The organism is Embleya sp. NBC_00896 (assembly GCF_045207785.1).
Taxonomy (GTDB): Bacteria; Actinomycetota; Actinomycetes; order Streptomycetales; family Streptomycetaceae; genus Embleya.
Window position 1 is genome coordinate 81024 of record NZ_CP108778.1, and the last position, 16779, is coordinate 97802.

Annotated in this window: 14 protein-coding genes and 1 pseudogene; 3 read left to right on the forward strand and 12 right to left on the reverse strand. The window is 71.3% G+C overall.

Annotated elements, in window-relative coordinates; all coding sequences use genetic code 11:
- Nucleotides 1–74 precede the first annotated feature (74 nt).
- Nucleotides 75–1076, forward strand: a pseudogene (locus tag OG928_RS47640) (helix-hairpin-helix domain-containing protein); the annotation flags it as partial.
- A gap of 18 nt (nt 1077–1094) precedes the next feature.
- Here OG928_RS47640 and OG928_RS47645 read toward each other — a convergent pair.
- The 6 genes from OG928_RS47645 to OG928_RS47670 are packed head-to-tail and all read right to left on the reverse strand — an operon-like array spanning nt 1095 to nt 6647.
- The gene (locus OG928_RS47645; RefSeq protein WP_331738288.1) at nt 1095–1949 is read right to left on the reverse strand and encodes a hypothetical protein; all 855 of its coding nucleotides are present in this window, start codon (nt 1947–1949) and stop codon (nt 1095–1097) included.
- Entirely contained in the window at nt 1936–2289 is a 354-nt protein-coding gene (locus tag OG928_RS47650; RefSeq protein WP_331738291.1) for a hypothetical protein, read from the reverse strand. Before OG928_RS47650 ends, OG928_RS47645 begins: the two co-directional genes overlap by 14 nt.
- A 60-nt stretch (nt 2290–2349) precedes the next feature.
- Nucleotides 2350–3363: an NAD(P)H-dependent glycerol-3-phosphate dehydrogenase gene (locus OG928_RS47655; protein ID WP_331738293.1), complete on the reverse strand. Its 1014-nt coding sequence runs from the start codon at nt 3361–3363 to the stop codon at nt 2350–2352.
- On the reverse strand, nt 3360–4250 hold the full coding sequence (locus tag OG928_RS47660; protein ID WP_331738296.1) for a class I SAM-dependent methyltransferase: 891 nt from the start codon (nt 4248–4250) through the stop codon (nt 3360–3362). Before OG928_RS47660 ends, OG928_RS47655 begins: the two co-directional genes overlap by 4 nt.
- Complete coding sequence (locus tag OG928_RS47665; RefSeq protein ID WP_331738298.1) at nt 4247–5395, reverse strand: YcaO-like family protein; 1149 nt, start codon at nt 5393–5395, stop codon at nt 4247–4249. The genes OG928_RS47660 and OG928_RS47665 overlap by 4 nt, the downstream gene beginning before the upstream one ends.
- The gene (locus OG928_RS47670; protein ID WP_331738301.1) at nt 5382–6647 is read right to left on the reverse strand and encodes a TfuA-like protein; all 1266 of its coding nucleotides are present in this window, start codon (nt 6645–6647) and stop codon (nt 5382–5384) included. Before OG928_RS47670 ends, OG928_RS47665 begins: the two co-directional genes overlap by 14 nt.
- Before the next feature lie 374 nt (nt 6648–7021).
- Here OG928_RS47670 and OG928_RS47675 point away from each other — a divergent pair, with 374 nt between their 5' ends.
- Nucleotides 7022–8353 carry a hypothetical protein gene (locus tag OG928_RS47675; RefSeq protein ID WP_331738303.1) on the forward strand — a complete coding sequence of 444 codons (1332 nt, stop codon included), beginning with the start codon at nt 7022–7024 and terminating at the stop codon, nt 8351–8353.
- A gap of 357 nt (nt 8354–8710) precedes the next feature.
- Here the strand turns inward: OG928_RS47675 and OG928_RS47680 are convergent, their stop codons facing one another.
- From OG928_RS47680 to OG928_RS47700, 5 genes are all read right to left on the reverse strand, one after another.
- On the reverse strand, nt 8711–9277 hold the full coding sequence (locus OG928_RS47680; protein WP_331738306.1) for a hypothetical protein: 567 nt from the start codon (nt 9275–9277) through the stop codon (nt 8711–8713).
- Between the two features lie 1049 nt (nt 9278–10326).
- Complete coding sequence (locus tag OG928_RS47685; RefSeq protein ID WP_331738308.1) at nt 10327–10761, reverse strand: hypothetical protein; 435 nt, start codon at nt 10759–10761, stop codon at nt 10327–10329.
- Between the two features lie 26 nt (nt 10762–10787).
- Complete coding sequence (locus OG928_RS47690; protein ID WP_406292206.1) at nt 10788–12305, reverse strand: restriction endonuclease fold toxin-2 domain-containing protein; 1518 nt, start codon at nt 12303–12305, stop codon at nt 10788–10790.
- A 1161-nt stretch (nt 12306–13466) separates the two neighbouring features.
- Nucleotides 13467–13694: an e9imm peptide gene (locus tag OG928_RS47695; RefSeq protein ID WP_331738313.1), complete on the reverse strand. Its 228-nt coding sequence runs from the start codon at nt 13692–13694 to the stop codon at nt 13467–13469.
- Between the two features lie 377 nt (nt 13695–14071).
- Entirely contained in the window at nt 14072–14689 is a 618-nt protein-coding gene (locus OG928_RS47700) for a hypothetical protein (protein WP_331738315.1), read from the reverse strand.
- A gap of 475 nt (nt 14690–15164) precedes the next feature.
- Between OG928_RS47700 and OG928_RS47705 the strand changes: the two genes are divergently transcribed.
- Complete coding sequence (locus tag OG928_RS47705; RefSeq protein ID WP_406292208.1) at nt 15165–15635, forward strand: hypothetical protein; 471 nt, start codon at nt 15165–15167, stop codon at nt 15633–15635.
- Nucleotides 15636–16303: 668 nt separating this feature from the next.
- Here OG928_RS47705 and OG928_RS47710 read toward each other — a convergent pair.
- The gene (locus OG928_RS47710) at nt 16304–16579 is read right to left on the reverse strand and encodes a hypothetical protein (RefSeq protein ID WP_331738320.1); all 276 of its coding nucleotides are present in this window, start codon (nt 16577–16579) and stop codon (nt 16304–16306) included.
- Nucleotides 16580–16779 lie beyond the last annotated feature (200 nt).

Sequence of the window (16779 nt, forward strand, 5' to 3'; positions counted from 1 at the left end):
AACAGAGGTGTTGCGTATAGACCTCCGAGAGACTCCCATGCAACGTCTCACCACAGAACACCGGCCCCAACAAAACCCTGCACAACCCCGCCGACATCGAACGCCGCGGGCTGATGATCGGCGACCAGGTCAGCGTCTACAAAGCCGGCGACATCATCCCCCGGGTCGAGGCCCCGCTGGTGCACGTGCGCACCGGGGACGAGACGCCGATCGAATTCCCCGCGGTGTGTCCGCAGTGCGGCGGCGGGATCGACACGACCGAGCAGCGGTGGCGGTGCGTCAAGGGGCGGGCGTGCGGGTTGCACGCGGGGATCCTGTACGCGGTCGGCCGCGACCAGCTCGACGTCGAGGGCATCGGCGGCCGACTCGTGGCGCAGCTCGTCGACACCGGCGCCGTCGCCGACGTGGCCGACCTGTTCACCCTCACCCGCGAGCAACTCCTCGCGTTGGAGCGCATGGGCGACAAGAGCGCGGACAAACTCCTCGCCGGGATCCAGGACGCCAAGTCCCGGCCGTTGAGCCGTGTGCTGTGCGCGCTGGGGATCCGAGGCACCGGGCGATCCATGTCGCGGCGCATCGCCCGCCATTTCGGGACGATGGACGCGATCCGGGCGGCGGACGTCGTCGAGATGGCGCAGGTCGAGGGCATCGGTGACGGCAAGGCCCCGGTGATCGTGGCCGAACTCGTCGACCTGGCGGAGGTGTTGGACAAACTCGTCGCCGCCGGCGTGAACACGACCGAACCCGGTGTCACCCCCGGAGAGTCGACGGCTTCGGACGCGGCGGACGACCCTGCCGCCCCGCAGGGACCGCTGCCGTTGGCCGGTCAGGCCGTCGTCGTGACCGGTGCCATGACCGGTGTGCTCGCGGCGCTGTCCCGCAACGAGATGAACGAGTTGATCGAACGCGCCGGAGGCCGCGCCGCGTCGAGTGTCTCCGCGAAGACCACCCTCGTCGTCGCTGGGGACAAGGCCGGCTCCAAACGCGCCAAGGCCGAGGCCCTGAGCATCGAGATCATCACGCCGGAGGACTTCGCGACGCTGGTGGCGCCCGTCCTGGACGACGCGTCGAACTGACGCTGCCCGCCGCTGTGCTCAGGAGGTGAAGCCGAGGTAGGTGCCGACCGTGAGCCCCGAGAAGGTGATGAGTTGGCGGGGCTTGAGGCAGGTGAAGGCGGCGTGCATTCCGATGCCGACCGCGACGGCGTACGGCCAGGTCGTCGGGAAGAGCAGGGCAAGGGGCAGGGCGATCTCCAGCGTGATCGCGCCTGCCGCGACCAGACGCCACAGTCGGACGTCGCGGTCGGTGAGGTTGCCCGCGTGGCGCAGGACGAGGCCGGGGACGGCGTACTGGCGCCGGTAGGGGAGCCGCGCCCTGACCGTGCCGTAGACGTGGATCCACTGCGCCAGGTACAGCCCCGAGCGGAACTGCGGCGAACGAATCTTCTGCCAGGCGGAGTTCCAGTAGATGTCGATGGTGACCAGCACGAGGAGGCATTGGGCCCAGGTGTTGGCGGTGCTCGGGTCGTGCTCGATGTGCAGGCCGGTGCCGAGGTCGCCGGCGAGGAGGAGGCAGGTGCCGGTGAGCAGGGTGTAGCGGACGGCGTTGGGGCTTTTGAGGTAGAGAAGTTCCATCGCTGCGCCGGCGAGGACGAGCACGAGGGCGAGGCGGGGTGCGAGGCCGGTGGCCAGGGCGAGGGCGGCGACGATGCGGACGACGAGGGCGGGGCGGTAGGCGGTGGTCAGCCACCGCGCGCGGGTGGGGCCGAGGCGTTGGTCGGCCAGGTCGGCGCTGAGCGATCCGGGGGTGAAGCGGTGCCAGCCGCCCTGGCCGAGGGAGAGGGTGAATCGAAGGGCGAGCACGGTGCCGTAGACGATGCGGAAGAGTTGGAGTCGTCCGGGGTCGGTGGGGTGGTGGAAGCCGGAGGCGAGGGCGTCAAAGAACCACACGGCTGCGGGTCACCTCCACGTGTTGCTCGCCGCTCGCGGACAGGACGCGGCCGTGTCCGTCGATCCGGTCGTACCGGCCTGTGCGGACCAGGTGGTCGATGATCGCCTGGAGTTGGGGCGGGCCGAGGATGAACGAGCCCGGGGAGAGGTGGTCGTAGACGTTCACCGGTTCGGTGTGGCCGTTCTTGGTGCCGGTGAGTTCGATGATCGTGAAGGTGGCGCGACAGAACATCTTCCACCGCATCCAGCGGCCGGGCAGCGGGGTGAAGCCGGTGACCATCCACGCCGTCAGGGCGAGTGTCGCGGCGATCTGGGCAACGGGTGGCAGGGACACGTGCATGCGGAGCCTCCGGAGCGGGAGGGTGCAGAAGGGGTGCGCCCGCGCGGCGGGCGCCGGGTGTCAGCGCTCGGGCTTGGGGGGCCGCTGCATCAGGGCCGCGACCGCTTCGTCGAGGGTGACTTTCTCGTGCAGCAGGGCGCAGACCACGTCCGTGATGGGCATCTCGACGTGGTGGGCGTGAGCCAGGGCCTGGATCGCCTCGGCGGATTTGACGCCTTCGGTGGTCTGGCGGGTGGCGGCGACGGCTTGTGCGACGGTGAGGCCTTGCCCGAGGTGGGTGCCGAAGGTGCGGTTGCGGGAGAGGGGTGAGGAGCAGGTGGCGACCAGGTCGCCCAGGCCGGCGAGCCCGGCGAGGGTGGCGGGGTGGGCGCCCATGGCGACGGCGAGGCGGGTGGTCTCGGCGAGGCCGCGGGTGATGAGCATCGCGGTGGCGTTGTGGCCCAGGCCCATGCCCGTGGCGATGCCCACCGCGAGGGCGATGACGTTCTTGACCGCGCCGCCCAGTTCGCAGCCGATCACGTCGGTGTCCCGGTAGGGCCGGAAGTACGGGGTGTGGCAGGCCTGTTGGACGCGGTGTGCGGCGCCCTCGTCGGGGCAGGCGATGGTGGCGGCGGCGGGTTGGCCGGCCATGATCTCGCGGGCGAGGTTCGGGCCGGAGAGCACCGCGATCCGCTCCGGGGGTACGCCGGTCGCCTGGCCGATCACCTGGCTCGCGCGCAGCCCGGAGCCCAGTTCGATGCCCTTCATCAGCGACACGATCACGGTGTCGGGCCCGATGTGCGGCGCCCACGCGGTCAGGTTCGCGCGCAGGGACTGGGCGGGGATGGAGAGCACGAGGAAGTCCGCGCCATCCAACGCGGCGGCCGGGTGCGTCGTGGCCGTCAACGCCGCGGGGAGTTCGACGTCCGCGTGGTAGTCGGGATTGCGGTGGGTCGTGTTGATCGCGTCGGCGATCTCGGCCCGGCGGGCGTGGATCACGACGTCGCAGCCGGCGTCGGCCATGATCTTGGCGACGGCGGTCCCCCAGGACCCGGCCGAGAACACCGCCGCACGGGCGGGCTGGGGCCGGTTCACTGCGGGGTCCTCTCGTCGGACGCGTCCCTGTTGCCGGGATCGCGGGGTCCGGTCATCGTATCGGCCGCGCCGGGTGTCGCCGGGGCGGTGGCGGGGCGCCGCAGGGTCAGCAGGACGGCGCGGCGATCGGGCAGCGTGGGCAGCATCCGGTGTGCCTCGCTCAGCATGTTGCGCGTCTGGGTCTCGCCCAGCTCGTGCCGCAGTTCGTCGGCGTGGGTGATCCACAGCCGGTACAGCCGCTCCCACATCGCGGGCTCGTCGGGGCGCTCGTCCACGTGCTCCACCTCGAGCCCCGCGGAGCGGGCCTGCGGCCACCAGGCCGGTTCGGCGCCGCGCCGCGACGACCGGGTCAGCAGTAGGCGGCTCCCCGGGGCGAGGACGCGGGCGAGCTCGCGCAGCACCGCGTCCCGGCCGCAGGCGCGACCGAGGGCGTCCACGCACACGATGCCGCCGGCAGCGGCGTCGGGCAGGCCGGTGTCCTCCAGTTCCGCGACGCGGAAGAGGGCGCGGTCGGCGCCGGCGCCGAGGAAGGCGTGGCGACGTGCGCCGGCCCGGGCCACGGCGATCGGTGAGCAGTCGAAGCCGTCCAGGCGCAGGGCGAGGGCGCGGGCGAGCCACAGGCCGATGCCGCCGGTGCCGCAGCCGGCGTCCACCAGGAGTCGGCCCGGGCGCATCCGCAGGCGCGCGGCCATCAGCCCTAGCAGGGGCATGTCGCACGAGCCGGAGGCGGCGACCTCGGTCGGGTGGTCCTCCCCCATCGCCTGCGCGTACAGGCGGGTGGCCAGGTCGGTGCGGGCCCGGGCGGCATGGAAGGCGTCGTACTGGGCGCGTCGCCGGTCGCCGAGGTTGAGCGAAGGCTCAGCCGTGGTGGTGCGGGCGGTATTCATCGGGGTATCGACCTCCTGATCCGTGAGTGGGTGCCGGGGCAGACGACCTGGACGGCGTGGACCGGGCCGGTCGCGTCCGACAGGTCCAGGGCCACCGGTTCGTGTCCGGTGACGTGGTGCAGGCGTCGCGCGACGTCGGCGGCCTGTGCGGCGAAGCCGCCGCCGGTCGGGGTGAAGCGGGCGGCCGTTTCGGGCCATGGGGCCAGGTCTTTGGTCTGTGCCGGGTGTGCGGGTGGGGTGTCGAAGCTGCCGGTGTCGCCGGGGAGGTCGTCGCGGGTCCCGGCGATGGCGGTAACCCTCGATTGCGCTGCCTCGGTCAGCGCCCGGGTCAGCGCGATGGCCGGGTCGCCGTGGCATCCGCCGCCGGCGAAGATCAGCGGATGGTCGTCCGACCACAGGTAGGCCACACACACCGGCAGGTGGAACGGCCCGTGCACCAGGGCAAGTTCGAGTTCCATGCCCGCGGCGAGGAGCCGGTCGATCACCTCCCGGCCGTGGGGGTCGTCGACCGACGCGGGGCAGACGCGCGTCCTGTGCCGTCCGGCGGCTGCGGCATCCCGGTGCAGTACATCGCGCTCGACGACCTCGAACAGGGCGTGCAGCAGCGCCTCGTCCCGCGTGTTCCCGCACGCCAGACCGGTGCTGGTCGCGCGCAGCACGTCCGGGCTCCACTCCGACCTCTGTACCCGGCGGCGGACGAGATCGGCCGGCAGCAGGAGCGTCTTGCCGCCGAGCAGACCTGTGCCCGGCGTCCAGTCCCACACCATCCGGGCCAGGGTGTGCTCGAGGTGGGGGGCGGTCAGCGGCAGCGCGGTCACCGGGCAGTCGGGGGCGACATCGACGGCCGGACCGTGGGCGGCGACGGGCAGGGGCTGTTCGACGTGCCACAGTTCGATCGCCTCCATCACCGCCGACAGTTTCGCCAGCAGGTCGGTGGCGCCCTTGCCCTGGGCGGTGCTCAGGGTCAGCGAGGCGGGCCGGATCGCCGCCCAGACCGGCAACCCGACACAGTCGAGACCGGTCAGGTCCGCGACCCGGGTGATGCCGTAGTCGGCCAGGTGTCCGGCCACGGCCGCCCACGTGGCCTCGGGAGTGCGGGCGCGCACCGTACCCGGCAGCGCCACCACGTCGTCAACGCCCGTCACAGGACGCCCCCATCCGTTCGTTCGTCTCTTCCAGAAATCCGGGCACCAGCCGCTTGGCCGCCTCGACGGCGCGCGACCCGCAGGACAGCCCGCGCGCGGACGCCTCCTCGTCGAAGCGCAGCCCGGGGCACTTCCACACCCGCAGCAGGAGATCGTGCGTGAGGTCGTCACGCACCGCGGCGGCCGAGAACCCGGGCCGGTCGCGACGGGCGCGTCCGAGGGCGTCCGCGTAACGGGCGACCGCTCGGCGGTCGCCTTCGGTCTCGCCGGCCAGCAACAGCGCCACGGTCGCCTCGTCCCGCAGGTCCACCGTCGGGTGGAACAGGCGGTCGGCCGGCAGGTCACCGCAGCCGGCCCGGACCAGGCGCTCCGTCAGCGGCCGGCCCGGCCCGCCGTCGGCCGGGTGAAGGGAGCGGTGTTCGAGGAAGGCCGTCCACGTCCGGTGGAACGCCGGGTCGAACACCTGCTGGTAGACGAGGCGGTCCTCGGTGGACAACTCCAGCCCGTCGACGCGGGCCCGGGCGAACGCGTTGGACCAGCGCCGGAAATACGTCGACCCCCGCACCGAAGGCACCGAAGGCACCGACCGAACATCGATCCTCGACGCCCGGCCGTCGAGAGCGACACGCACGGCCGCGACCGCGTCGGCGCGCTTGAGGTCACCGAAGTGTCGGTCCTGCGCACACCGTTCGGCCAGCCAGGCGGAGAACCGGGTCTCGTTCCGGCGGCGGCAGACGGCCCGCACGGCGGCGGTGGTGCGCTGCGGGTAGTAGACGGCGCGCAGCGTCGCCAGCAGTCCGGCCGCCCTGTCGTCGTCGAGGATCCCGGCGGAGCGGGCCAGCCCCAGGACGTGCCGGAGGTTGACCAACGGCCAGGTCAACGCGTCGAATTCGCCGTCGGGGGCCTGGCCGACGGCGACCTCGTCGTCGCTCGTGATCTCACCTCGGGCGTAGGCGGTGTAGACGGCGCCGACGCCGAGCATCCCGAACGGCGCGAGTTCGGCCGCGCGCAGCGCGCCGATGCTCGCGGCCCCGATCATCCGTACCCCGCGGGCCATCGCGGCCAGGATCTCCTTGTGGCGCAGCGCCGGGGCCTGGTGGTACACCCCGTCGACGATCACCACGGTGTCGCCGGCGCGGATGGCGGCGTCGAACAGGTCTCCGTGGCGGATCGGCGGCCACACCCTCACTCCCGGTGCGGCGAGGCTGGGTTCGGACCGGGGCAGCGTCGGGCCGACGAACACATGAATCACTGCGACCTCCAACGGGGCACGAAAGGCGCCCCTCCCCGGGCGCAGGTCCACGCGGGGAAGGGCGCCCGGGGATCGGACGCGAAGACGGGAGGGGACTACTCCTCGTCCTCGACGTCGACGGCGACCACGACGGCCCCGGTGATCCTCTCGGTCTCCTCCGCCGGCAGCTCGGTGTCGGCAGCGGCGACCTGGGACTTGGACTCCATGACTCCTCCAAGGGATGGGGGATCGGCGGCCGGATCGACTCGGCCTGTGACATCCGCCAGTGAAGCCGGGGCCACCGTGTCCGGTAAGTCCCACCACGGGGGTCACACCGTGGGGGTAGCGTCCGGGAACAACGCTTTGTCACGCTGTGACCACAAAGGGGGACTCGCATGGATGACTTGCCGTCACCGGCCCAGGTTCCGCACCGATTACTGAGCGACCCGGCCTTCGTCGGTGCGCTGCGCAGCCGTTGCTTCGCGACGGTGTTCGCCATGGCGCACGAGAACGGGATCAGCTTCTACCGGATCGGCGAGTCGTGCGGGATGAAAGCCGAACGCGTCTCCAAGATCGCGCGGGGCGAGGCGACGGTGACCGCGTTGGAGACCATCGAGCGCGTCGCGGACGCGCTTCGTCTTCCCGGTGCCTTTCTGGGGCTCGCTGCGCGACCCTGGGAGAACCATTCCCCCACGCCCCCACCGGAGTCCGACGATGGAGACGACCCCGTGAACCGCCGCCACCTCCTGCGCGGCGCGCTCGCCACCGGCCTCACCGCAACCGCGCTCGGCGCCCTCACCGACACCCGGGCCTCGCTGGACCTCGCCCTCGCCGCCGACACCGCCCCTGCCGAACTCTCCGACCTGGAGGCCGCCGCCGAGACGTACGGCTACGGCTACCACGGCCAGGTCCCGACCCGCGTCCTGGCCAACCTCGCCGGGGACTTCGCCCGGCTCCGGCCACTGCTCGACGCCCCGCAGCCGGTGGCCGCCCGGATCCGGGTGTGCCGCACCGCCGGGCAGATGGCCGGGATGGTCGCGATCGTGCTGCACGACCTCGGCGCCCGCAAGGACGCCCGCGCCTGGTTCGCCACAGCCTCCACCGCCGCGAGAGAGTCCCGCGACGACGACCTCCTCGCGTGGACCCTCGCGCGCGAAGCGATGGTTCCGCTCAACTACGGCGCCCCCCGAACTGCGGCGGCCCTCGCCGAGCAGGCCCGACGGGCCGCCGGGAACCGAGCCACCCCGGCGGCGACCCTGGCCGCCGCCGTCACCGCCCGCGCCCACGCCCTGGCCCACCAAAGCGAACAGGCCCGCCGCGCGGTCGCGGACGCCGACGCCCTGATGGAACGCCTCGACACCGGCGCACGAGCGGACACCTGGCTGACCCACGGCGAACAGAAACACCACATGCACCTGTCCCACGCGCTCACCGCGCTCGGCGACACCCGTCGCGCACGCGAAAGCCAACAGCGGGGATTGGAGCTGTCCGCGCCGACCAGCACCATGACCCGCTCCCTGTTGACCCTCGACGCGGCCGCCTGCGACCACCACGACGGCGACACCGAACAGGCATGCCGGCGCGCCACCACCGTCCTGGCCGACCTCCCCGCGGCCTACCGCACCGGGCTCGTCCACCACCGCGGGCTCGACCTGTACCGCTCCATCCCCGCCCGACACCATCCCGAGAGCGCAGTGCGGGAGCTGTACGACCTCCTGTCGGCTTGAACCCGGCAGGAGGTACGGATACGTACGTGGCCGTTCGGAACACCCAGCTCGTTCCAGGGCCCGACCCGTACGTCCGGGTGGCAGGCGCTCGGGGCTGCGCACCGGACGAGGCCCAACCCCCGTCCGGGCCACGTCCGCTACGCCGGTCGGCCCGCCAGCCAGACGTGCACCGGTCGGCGGGCCGATCAAGGCCGTCGAACCCGGATGGGGAGGCAAGGTCTCCGACGACCAAGCGTGACCGTACCGGCCCCCGCCGACAGGTCCGGACGCACCATCGGGCAAGCCCACAGGGGCAGAGCCCGACGCCATCGCCTTGAACGTAAGCGGCCTTGTTGGCGGGTCGGACGGCTGGTGGGGTCAGTTGTCGACGAGGCGGTCGAGGGCGGTGATCTCGCGGGCGCGATCGTCCTCGACGAGTTCGGCGCGCAGGTCGAAGTGCACGACGTACACCGACTCCGCGATCGGCGCCATCCGGGGCAGGCCCGGGTCGGTCGTCGTCAGGCGCACGGTGCCGCCGTATCGGGCCACGATGCCCAGGACGGTGTGGAGTTCGTCAAGGTCGCCGGCCTCGACACCGACACATCCGTTGGGGTGGGGGTGCGCGATCAGGCGGATGCCCACCGCCCGGGCGTCGGGGCCGTGGACGTAGTCGGGGAGCGGATCCAGGGTGTGGGCGCGGCAGGACGTCGTCAGGTCGGCGGTGAACGCGACCGCGTCGATGCAGGTGCGCGGGCCGCGCGCGACGGCGGCGACGGCAAGGTCGAACAGGCGGTCCCGGCAGTCGAAGGCCTGCTCCTGGTTCACCGGGTACAACGGCCCCACCCGGTGGGCAACCCAGTGCAGCCAGTACTGCGTCAGGACCAGCGCCCGTTTCTGCCGGGCGACGCGGACGGCGAACTCTGCCCGGTCTCCGAGGGGCGGCACCGACCCATCGAGATCCCCTGGCACGCCTCGTGGCACTGACCATCCTGCCCGGATGGAGCGCCAACATGACGAGACGACATGGCAGCCCTACGAGAGCGTGGGCACCAAGGACGCCATCACCGCTCCGGCCAGAGGCGGTCAACTGCTACGGCCGGTGGACTGAGGCGGGATCACACGGCAGAAGATCGCGCCGGCACCGCATCCTGGGGTTCGACGCGCGTCGTCCTGTAGCCGCGACGAGCGCGACCAGAGGCGAACTAGCCGGGCCGGGGCCCGAAGTCGAACCTCTGCACGCAGGTGGTCCGCGGCCGACCGCATCGGGCTGAGGCTGTACACGGTTCCCCGGTCGGAGGTCATCATGAGCTGGGGCGCGTAGTACCGAAGGCCGGCGTGCCTCTCCATCACCGGGCATGTCCGGGCGTGAGGCAGCCGGTGGCCTCCCCATCCGCCACAGGGCACGCACCTGGAGGAGTCGGAAGGCAGCCGCACCTCCTCCTCGGGCGGCGGCGCCAGCCAACCCTCGCCTCGACATTCCTGGCAGATGTCGTCCTTCGCCCGGCAGGTACAGGCCGCGGTGGTTCCGGCAACGGCAGATTCCATGAACTGAACCTACCCAAGCGCTCGAACGCCCGCATCCCCCCGACCCGCAGGCGGCGCCCCGGACCGAAGGACGGCGGAAAACGCTGCTCCGGGAAGTCTTCCCGTTTCTGCCGGGCGACGCGGACAACGAACACACAACGGCCTCCGAGGCCGTGCGCTGCGAACGCCGCGCGGTACGTGCGGCGTTCCCGCATCAACTGAAGGCATCCGAGGACTCGTACACCGCCCACCACGGACGGCGGGTCCGGGCGCCGGACGACGACGGCGGCCTCGCCCCGCTGCACGAGGAACGCCTGTACCCCGCACCCGCATGTCCCCTGCGGCCGTTTCGTGGCCGGGCGGCGATGCCCTGCGTCCGTATGGATACCGGACCACCGCGGCCACGCCCCGACGGCTGTTCCTCCGCGTCGACACCGGAAGGCCGATTCCGCGACCGGGTGTGCCGGCGTTCACGAGGGTTCGCGGGGTGTCCAGACGCGGGTGAGGTGGTCGGTCAGGGCGCGGTACACCGGGCCCAGGCCCGCGTTGCGGGGGATGTCGAAGTCGATGTCGCCGTAGCCGTTCTCGACGCCGTCCTCGGTGTTGAAGACGACGTGGGTGTCCTTGGGCAGGAGCGGGAGGAACCACGTGGTGAGGAGTTCGGCGGCGGCGCGCGCGTCGGTCGTGCCGATGTGCAGCGTGCCGGTGTCGAGTTCGTAGAAACCCTGGAAGGGCCATTCCTGAACACGGAATCCGAAGTTGATCTGCGCGTCGTCGCGTTGCTTGTGGTGTGCGCCGGGTCGATCCGCGATCGCGGCGATCACGGCGTCGGCGGTCATGATCCAGGGTTGGTCGCGGGCGGGACTGATGAACCAGCGGGTTGCGTAGCGGGTGGGGTCGGACATGGTGGGTTCCTGGTGTGAGTGGCGGTTCAAGGGGTGAGGAGGACTTGGCCCGGGGTGTGGTTGCGGGCCATGAGTATCTGCCAGTAGGCGACGCTGGCCGGGTTGTTGGTGTGGAGTTCGACGGTGGTGAGGTGTCCCTTGGACTCGGTCACGGCGTCGGCGTATCGCGCCATCTCGTCTTTGTCGTCCCTGAAGATCTTCTCTTCCCAGGGGCGGAGGTCGCGCTGTTCCGCGTCTCGGAGGACGGTTTCGGTGCGGCACGTGTTCTCGGGGTTGCGGACGTGTTTGGCCTCGACGATGGCGCCGTCTTCCGGGCGGAGTCCGTCGGCCTGGATTTGCCCGTCCGAGGTCGGAAGGTCGTACTCGGGGTAGCCGGCGGTGCGTCGTTGGTAGGCGTTGTCGGGGTCCTTCTCGTCGCGGTGGTTCGCGAAATGGTGGCTGTTGAGGCTTGTTTGCCACTTCGTGAACTCGGCGCGTTGGGCGGGCGTGAGGAGTTTGGTGCCCGGCGGCGGCGGCAGGGGTGGGGTGACGAGGGCGGGGTCGACGGGGTCGGGGACGCCGAAGGTGCCGGTGAACAGGCCCGCGAAGCCGACATGGCGCGTGGTGGTCGCAAGCGAGGTCAGGGCGACGGGTACGGGCGCGACCGGGACGGGGATCAGTGGCGGGATCGGGGGGATGCCGGGGATGAGCGGGGTGGTGCCGCCGTCGGGTCGGGGCAGGGTGACGCGCGACCTGGAGGCGTTCAGGATCGGCGGCAGGTCGCCCAGGGCGCGGATCGCCGGGTCGGACAGGACTGCGTTCTTCAGGTCGTCGTCGCCGCCGAACAGGCGTGGCGGGAAGTGGATCTCGCTCTGGTCCTTCTTGACGTGGGAGGAGTACCGCTCGCAGGCGTGGGCTATCTGACGGCAGGCCGCGGCGAGGTTGGCGATCAGGGGCGCGCACTCGGTGGGCTCGCCCGGTGCGCCCTGGTAGCCGACGAACAGCTTGAAGTGGGTGTCGAATTGGTCCATGGCCGGGCCGCGGCATTCGGCGAGCAGGCTCCGGGCTCCTTGTTGTGCCTGGGCGAGGACCTCGTCGAGCAGGGACGCGGCCGAGCTCCAGCTGCCGCGGGCGGAGGAGAGTTTGCCGCGGTTACCGTGGGAGGGGTTGACGACCCGCTCGACGGTGCCCTGTTCGTCGACGATGTGCGGGAGGTCACGGCCGCGCCCGGTGGAGTTGCAGGGATCGGCCGCGGGTCCGCGCAGGGCGTCGATGGCCGTGTCGATGGGATGTTCACGCATCATGGCGGCGGCGATCGCGTCCTCGGTGGCCAGGTAGTTCGCGGCCGCGCGCATGACGGTGGCCGAGGTGGAGCCCATCACCGACGCGGCGAACGCGATCTGGTCGACCGTCTCCGCGGCGGCCGGCTGGTAGACCTTCGCGAAGGCGTTGCCCGCGCCGTCGTCACCGGCCATCCCCGCCGAAGGGCCCAGGTCGTGCGCCAGACCGTTCGCGATCGTGTCCACCTGTTCCCGCAGCGTGTTGAACCCCTGCGAGGTAATCACGAGACGATCGAAACTCGCCTCGAAATCCACCGTCATGCGACCCCCCGGAACGCGCACCGAACGTGATTGCCCACCAACGTACCGCCATCGACGGTGGTACGGGCTCGGGGCGATGAACCGCTGCCGCACACCGGCCCGGCCCATCGCGGCGATGTGGTTCGAGGTGGGAACGATCCCCGCACATGCGGGCCGACACCTCGGCTTGGATCTTCGGGAAGACGGCCGCAGGCACATCCGCGCGGCAACCGGCGGGTCCGAGCGGGTCGGCGCCCTCGGCACGGTGCGGCCACGCCGCAGACGTGGACCGCGGGCGGTGAGGTCGACCTCGATCACCTGAAACGTCATCCGGTCCACTCGGGGTGGGCCCGCCGATCGGGGGATGTCGGCGGGCCCGGGTCGCGACCGCACGACGGGGGGACGCGGGCCACACCCGGTCGACGAGCCGAGACCGCCGCAGTGGCGGCCGGGACACGGGCCGACCCGACCGGCCTACCGACCCGACGAGTTCGCGGCGACTGCCGCGTCTCCCGTCGCGGGGCCGTCGCCTGATGTTCATGCTGTGCAGGGTCCCGGCGACCCGGGAGGGTCGGGCACGCTAGGCGGGCCGATCCCGTCCGGCCCCGGGCCCCGGGCTGCGGGGCGAGGCGGCCTATGGGCAGAACGCCTTCACCGTCGACCGGGATCACCGACACGCGATCTGCCCGAACGGGGCGAACCAGCACCGGTTGGCGGGAGGACCGCTCCCAACACGGACCTCCGGTGATCCGGGCGCAGTTCTCCGCCCGTGGCTGCCGCCCCGGCCGCGACTGCGGCGGGCTCGCTGCGGACGACCGGGGCTGGGCGATGCTCGAGCGTGGGGTCGCCGCGGTGACGCGGGCCTACGAGGCCGGCCGGTGGTGTCGGCAACCGGCCCGCCGCCACTCACCCCAACAGCCCAGAGCGGCGTGCCGGTTCAAGACGGGCGATGGTCAGCGGGTCGGCACGGTCCGGGTTGTGGTAGTCGTCAGTCCGGATGTGGAGGGTCCGACGACGCGTCGACCGCTTCTCGGGCCGCGAGGTGGTCCGCCCGAGTGTCCTGGGCGAGTTCGTCGTCGACGTCCCACGGCTTCGGCCGCGCCACCCCGTACCCTCGGATTCTCGGGCCCAAGAGCAATCCGACCATCACGAACGTTCGTGGTTCCAAAGGGCGATCGGTTGGTAGGCGAGCGCTTTGTCCACGACCTGCTCCGCGGTCATTTCGTCGTATCGTGGGCTGAAGACGTAGTTCGTGACATGCGGATCGGTGATGTTGGTCTGTAGTAATTCGACCAACGCCGTATGTTCTTCCTCGCTGCCCACCTGCACGTCCATGACGCGCTGGACGAGGTCGATCAATTCCTGGCGGGTCATGCTGAAACTCCTGGACCGTGGGTGCGGTGAGGGCGCATCGGCGGTGTGCGTCGCCGTCGTCGGGGCTCTGGGCCGGCCCTGGACCTTCGTGCCCCCCGAGTGCCACGGCCGACATTCCCTTCCTGTGTGGCCGCTCCCGCAGGCCGAGGGTGACATGCCCCGTGTCGGGAGCGGACGGGCCGCCGTCCGCCAAGGGGTGCGCATGGGGGCGGCGGACCGTTCTCACACCGCCGGACCTGGTTGGGGGGCAAGTCTCCGGCGGCACCGGAGAATGTAGCCGCCCGCACCGACAACGGCGCCGGCCCGTTCCCCGTCCGCTCGATCACCGCGTTGTCCGTACCCGCGGATGCGGCGCGGGCGGCCCCCGGCGCGTCGGGTCAGCCGGTGGCGGTGAACAGGCCGCGTCCGGCCTTGGCGGCGCGTCCGGCCTTGACCAGGCCCTCGGTGGAGGTGCGTACGCTCTCCAGGCGGCTCTTGGTGGGCTGCTCGCCCAGGGCCTCGGTGAGTTGGCGCACGTTCATCGGTTGCCCGGCCTTCGCCAGGAGTGCGGCGAGTTCGTCGCGCAGCCGGGTACGGACCCGGCCCCCGCCGGCCGGCGCGGGAACGCTCTTGGCGGGACCGGGACGCGTGCTCTTCGCGCGGGTGGTCTTCGTCGCGGTCGGGGATCCCGACGGGGCGGGCGCCGCGGCCCGTCCTCGCGGCGCGGCCTCGCGGCGTCTGCGGGCGCCGGTGTGTCCCGCGTTCGCGGCGTGGGCAGTGCCTGCCGCGCCGTCCGCGGGCGGGGTGTCGTCCGTCGGCGTTGGCGGCACGGTCTCCGCGCGCGGGTGGGGCAGGGGAAGGGGTCGGATGTGGGCAAGGTGGGCGACGGCGTTGCGGCGGGCTTCGAGTTGTCGCTCCACCTCGGCGAGTTCGGTCTCCAATTCCTCGCGGCGTACGGCGAGTTCCTCAATCTCGCGCTCCAGCACCACGCGCAGTTCCTGCACTGACGACGCCATTCGGTGACTCCTTTGCTCGGCGTGCTGTGGACGGGGACGGTCCCGCCCGGGATGCGCACATGATCGCCCGTCGCAGTGCCCGGCGTGTACGAAAGGCACGTTTTCCACAGCGATCGAATGCTTTCGTGCGCTGTGCTCGCGGTTCCCGGCGCACATGGACCGTTGGGGGCGAGGTGCGGAAGGCGGCGGCGCGACACGGCGAGGCGGGCGGGCGGCGGTTCCGGGGCGCGGCGATCAACCTGGTGGTGTTGAGCGGCCCCGCCCTTCGTGGGCCGGGCCTTCGCCAGTGTGCCTTTCGGACTGGGGACTTACCATGACGACCGACAGTCGGATCCGACCGGACCGGCTTTGCACCGGGCGCGGCGGCGGATCCGCGCGGCAGTCGTGAAGCACCGCCCACGGCAGACCGGGTGTAGTCACGAGCCCCGGGCGAGCGAGCGCAAGAGCCAGTCGGTACGAGCGGAACGGCTTCTCGGTGATGGACTCGACGACATTTCGACTGCAAGGCCCGGACTACTACGTCCGTTTGGCGGACCTGTTGCCCTTGATTCCGGACAACGACTGGGTCTGGAGCATCCTGGAATGCGATGGAACGGGCATCATGCCGAACGGCATGAGCGTCGACGCATTCGAGGAACTGGTCCACGCGAGCCCGACGGGCCTCGTTCTGCGCTGGCCCGAGCTGAAGGCATTCGCCACGGGCCTCGAGTGGAATCACTTCCTTCTCGTCGTCGCGGTGCGGTCGGTCGAGCAACTGGTCGCTGCCGAACTCGGCGTCGACGACTTCTCCACCTGCCTGGTGGTGCTCGAGGCGTTCGACAGCACGTCTTGGATGGTGGCCGTTCAACCCGGAGTGACCAACGAGCACGACATCGTGGAAGCAGTCCGAGCGCGATATTCCCGAGCGGCATCGACTCACCCGGGGAGCGGTGCGAGCGAGGCATGAAGCAGCCCGGAGTGTTCGGTCGGCAAGCGGATGCGGCACGACAGGCCTTCGTTGATTCGATGGAAACGATCACTCGCCGCGCGGGAAATCGAACGCGCATGCGGCCACTCGTCCCAGGTCACACGCAACTCGTGAACGGCCGCGTAGGCGAGCTGTACCCACCCGGCTCGACGACCCGCCGGATCGTCGCGACCGGTGCCGCAGCGTCCTCCCATACCCAGCCCCAGCATTCGCTTGGCCCCCGACCTCCCCGATCACGGGGCTGCGGTCCGCGCCTTTCGACGTGAGCCGACCCACAGCTTCGTTTCTTCGCTGGACGCCCGTTCGCAGCCGTTCGTGCGGAGATGCCCGACGACGCGATCCGCGCAGAGTGGGCCATCCGCCGCAGACAGGGCTACTCGCTGTGCGTCACCGCACCGATCATCCTCTACCGGGTCGCACTCGGGCCTGGGCCGACGAAGTCACCCGCAGCGAATCCGGCTCCGAACCGTCGAGACAAAGTCGTCGTCACCTGTTCCACAGTCCGCTCCCCTCCAACGAGCGGAGGATCCGCTTCTCCAGTTGTCGAGCGGCTGTCCCATCTACGGTGTCCGTCCAGCAGATGTGTACGTCCGCCCACTCCATCGCGGCGCGTCCCCATTCCAGAGCGGTCTCGGGGCGCCCCGCCTCTATCCGTGCGGTCCGTTCACGCACCCAACCGAGGTCTGCCAGCGCATGGTGACTGCCCGGCCCAGGCCCGTGGCCAGGCCGCCGAGACGGATGTACATGTCGAGTCGGCCACGGATGCCCTTTCCCCGACGCTCTCCGCCGTATCCCACGTACACCAGCCGACCGTCCGGGCCCTGCTTGGCGAGGTAGACCCCCGGGAACCTGGGCGCGTCGGCGTCCGCCAGCGCAACCCGGTCCGACCAGCTCGCCATCGTCTGCACCGTGCTCGGGATCATCGGTCCCCCCTCGGTTCGAATCCGCCGGACATCATGTCGGACCGGCGCGTTCGCCTTCCCGCCGCTCTACGCCGGCGACCGGCTCGGCCTGCTCCTCCACGCGTCGGCGCCGCAGGGCCGTGTGCTCGCCTCACCCGAGGTCCGATGCCGCCGGTCGTGGTCCAGGCGTGCCTGGGACGGCGCGCAGCGTCCGGTGATGG

Coding starts and splice junctions, on each gene's coding strand:
- OG928_RS47695 (WP_331738313.1), bottom strand. CDS start 13,694: ATGACCCGCCAGGAATTGATCGACCTCGTCCAGCGCGTCATGGACGTG.
- OG928_RS47650 (WP_331738291.1), bottom strand. CDS start 2,289: ATGCACGTGTCCCTGCCACCCGTTGCCCAGATCGCCGCGACACTCGCC.
- OG928_RS47685 (WP_331738308.1), bottom strand. CDS start 10,761: ATGTCCGACCCCACCCGCTACGCAACCCGCTGGTTCATCAGTCCCGCC.
- OG928_RS47710 (WP_331738320.1), bottom strand. CDS start 16,579: ATGATCCCGAGCACGGTGCAGACGATGGCGAGCTGGTCGGACCGGGTT.
- OG928_RS47660 (WP_331738296.1), bottom strand. CDS start 4,250: ATGAATACCGCCCGCACCACCACGGCTGAGCCTTCGCTCAACCTCGGC.
- OG928_RS47675 (WP_331738303.1), top strand. CDS start 7,022: ATGGATGACTTGCCGTCACCGGCCCAGGTTCCGCACCGATTACTGAGC.
- OG928_RS47700 (WP_331738315.1), bottom strand. CDS start 14,689: ATGGCGTCGTCAGTGCAGGAACTGCGCGTGGTGCTGGAGCGCGAGATT.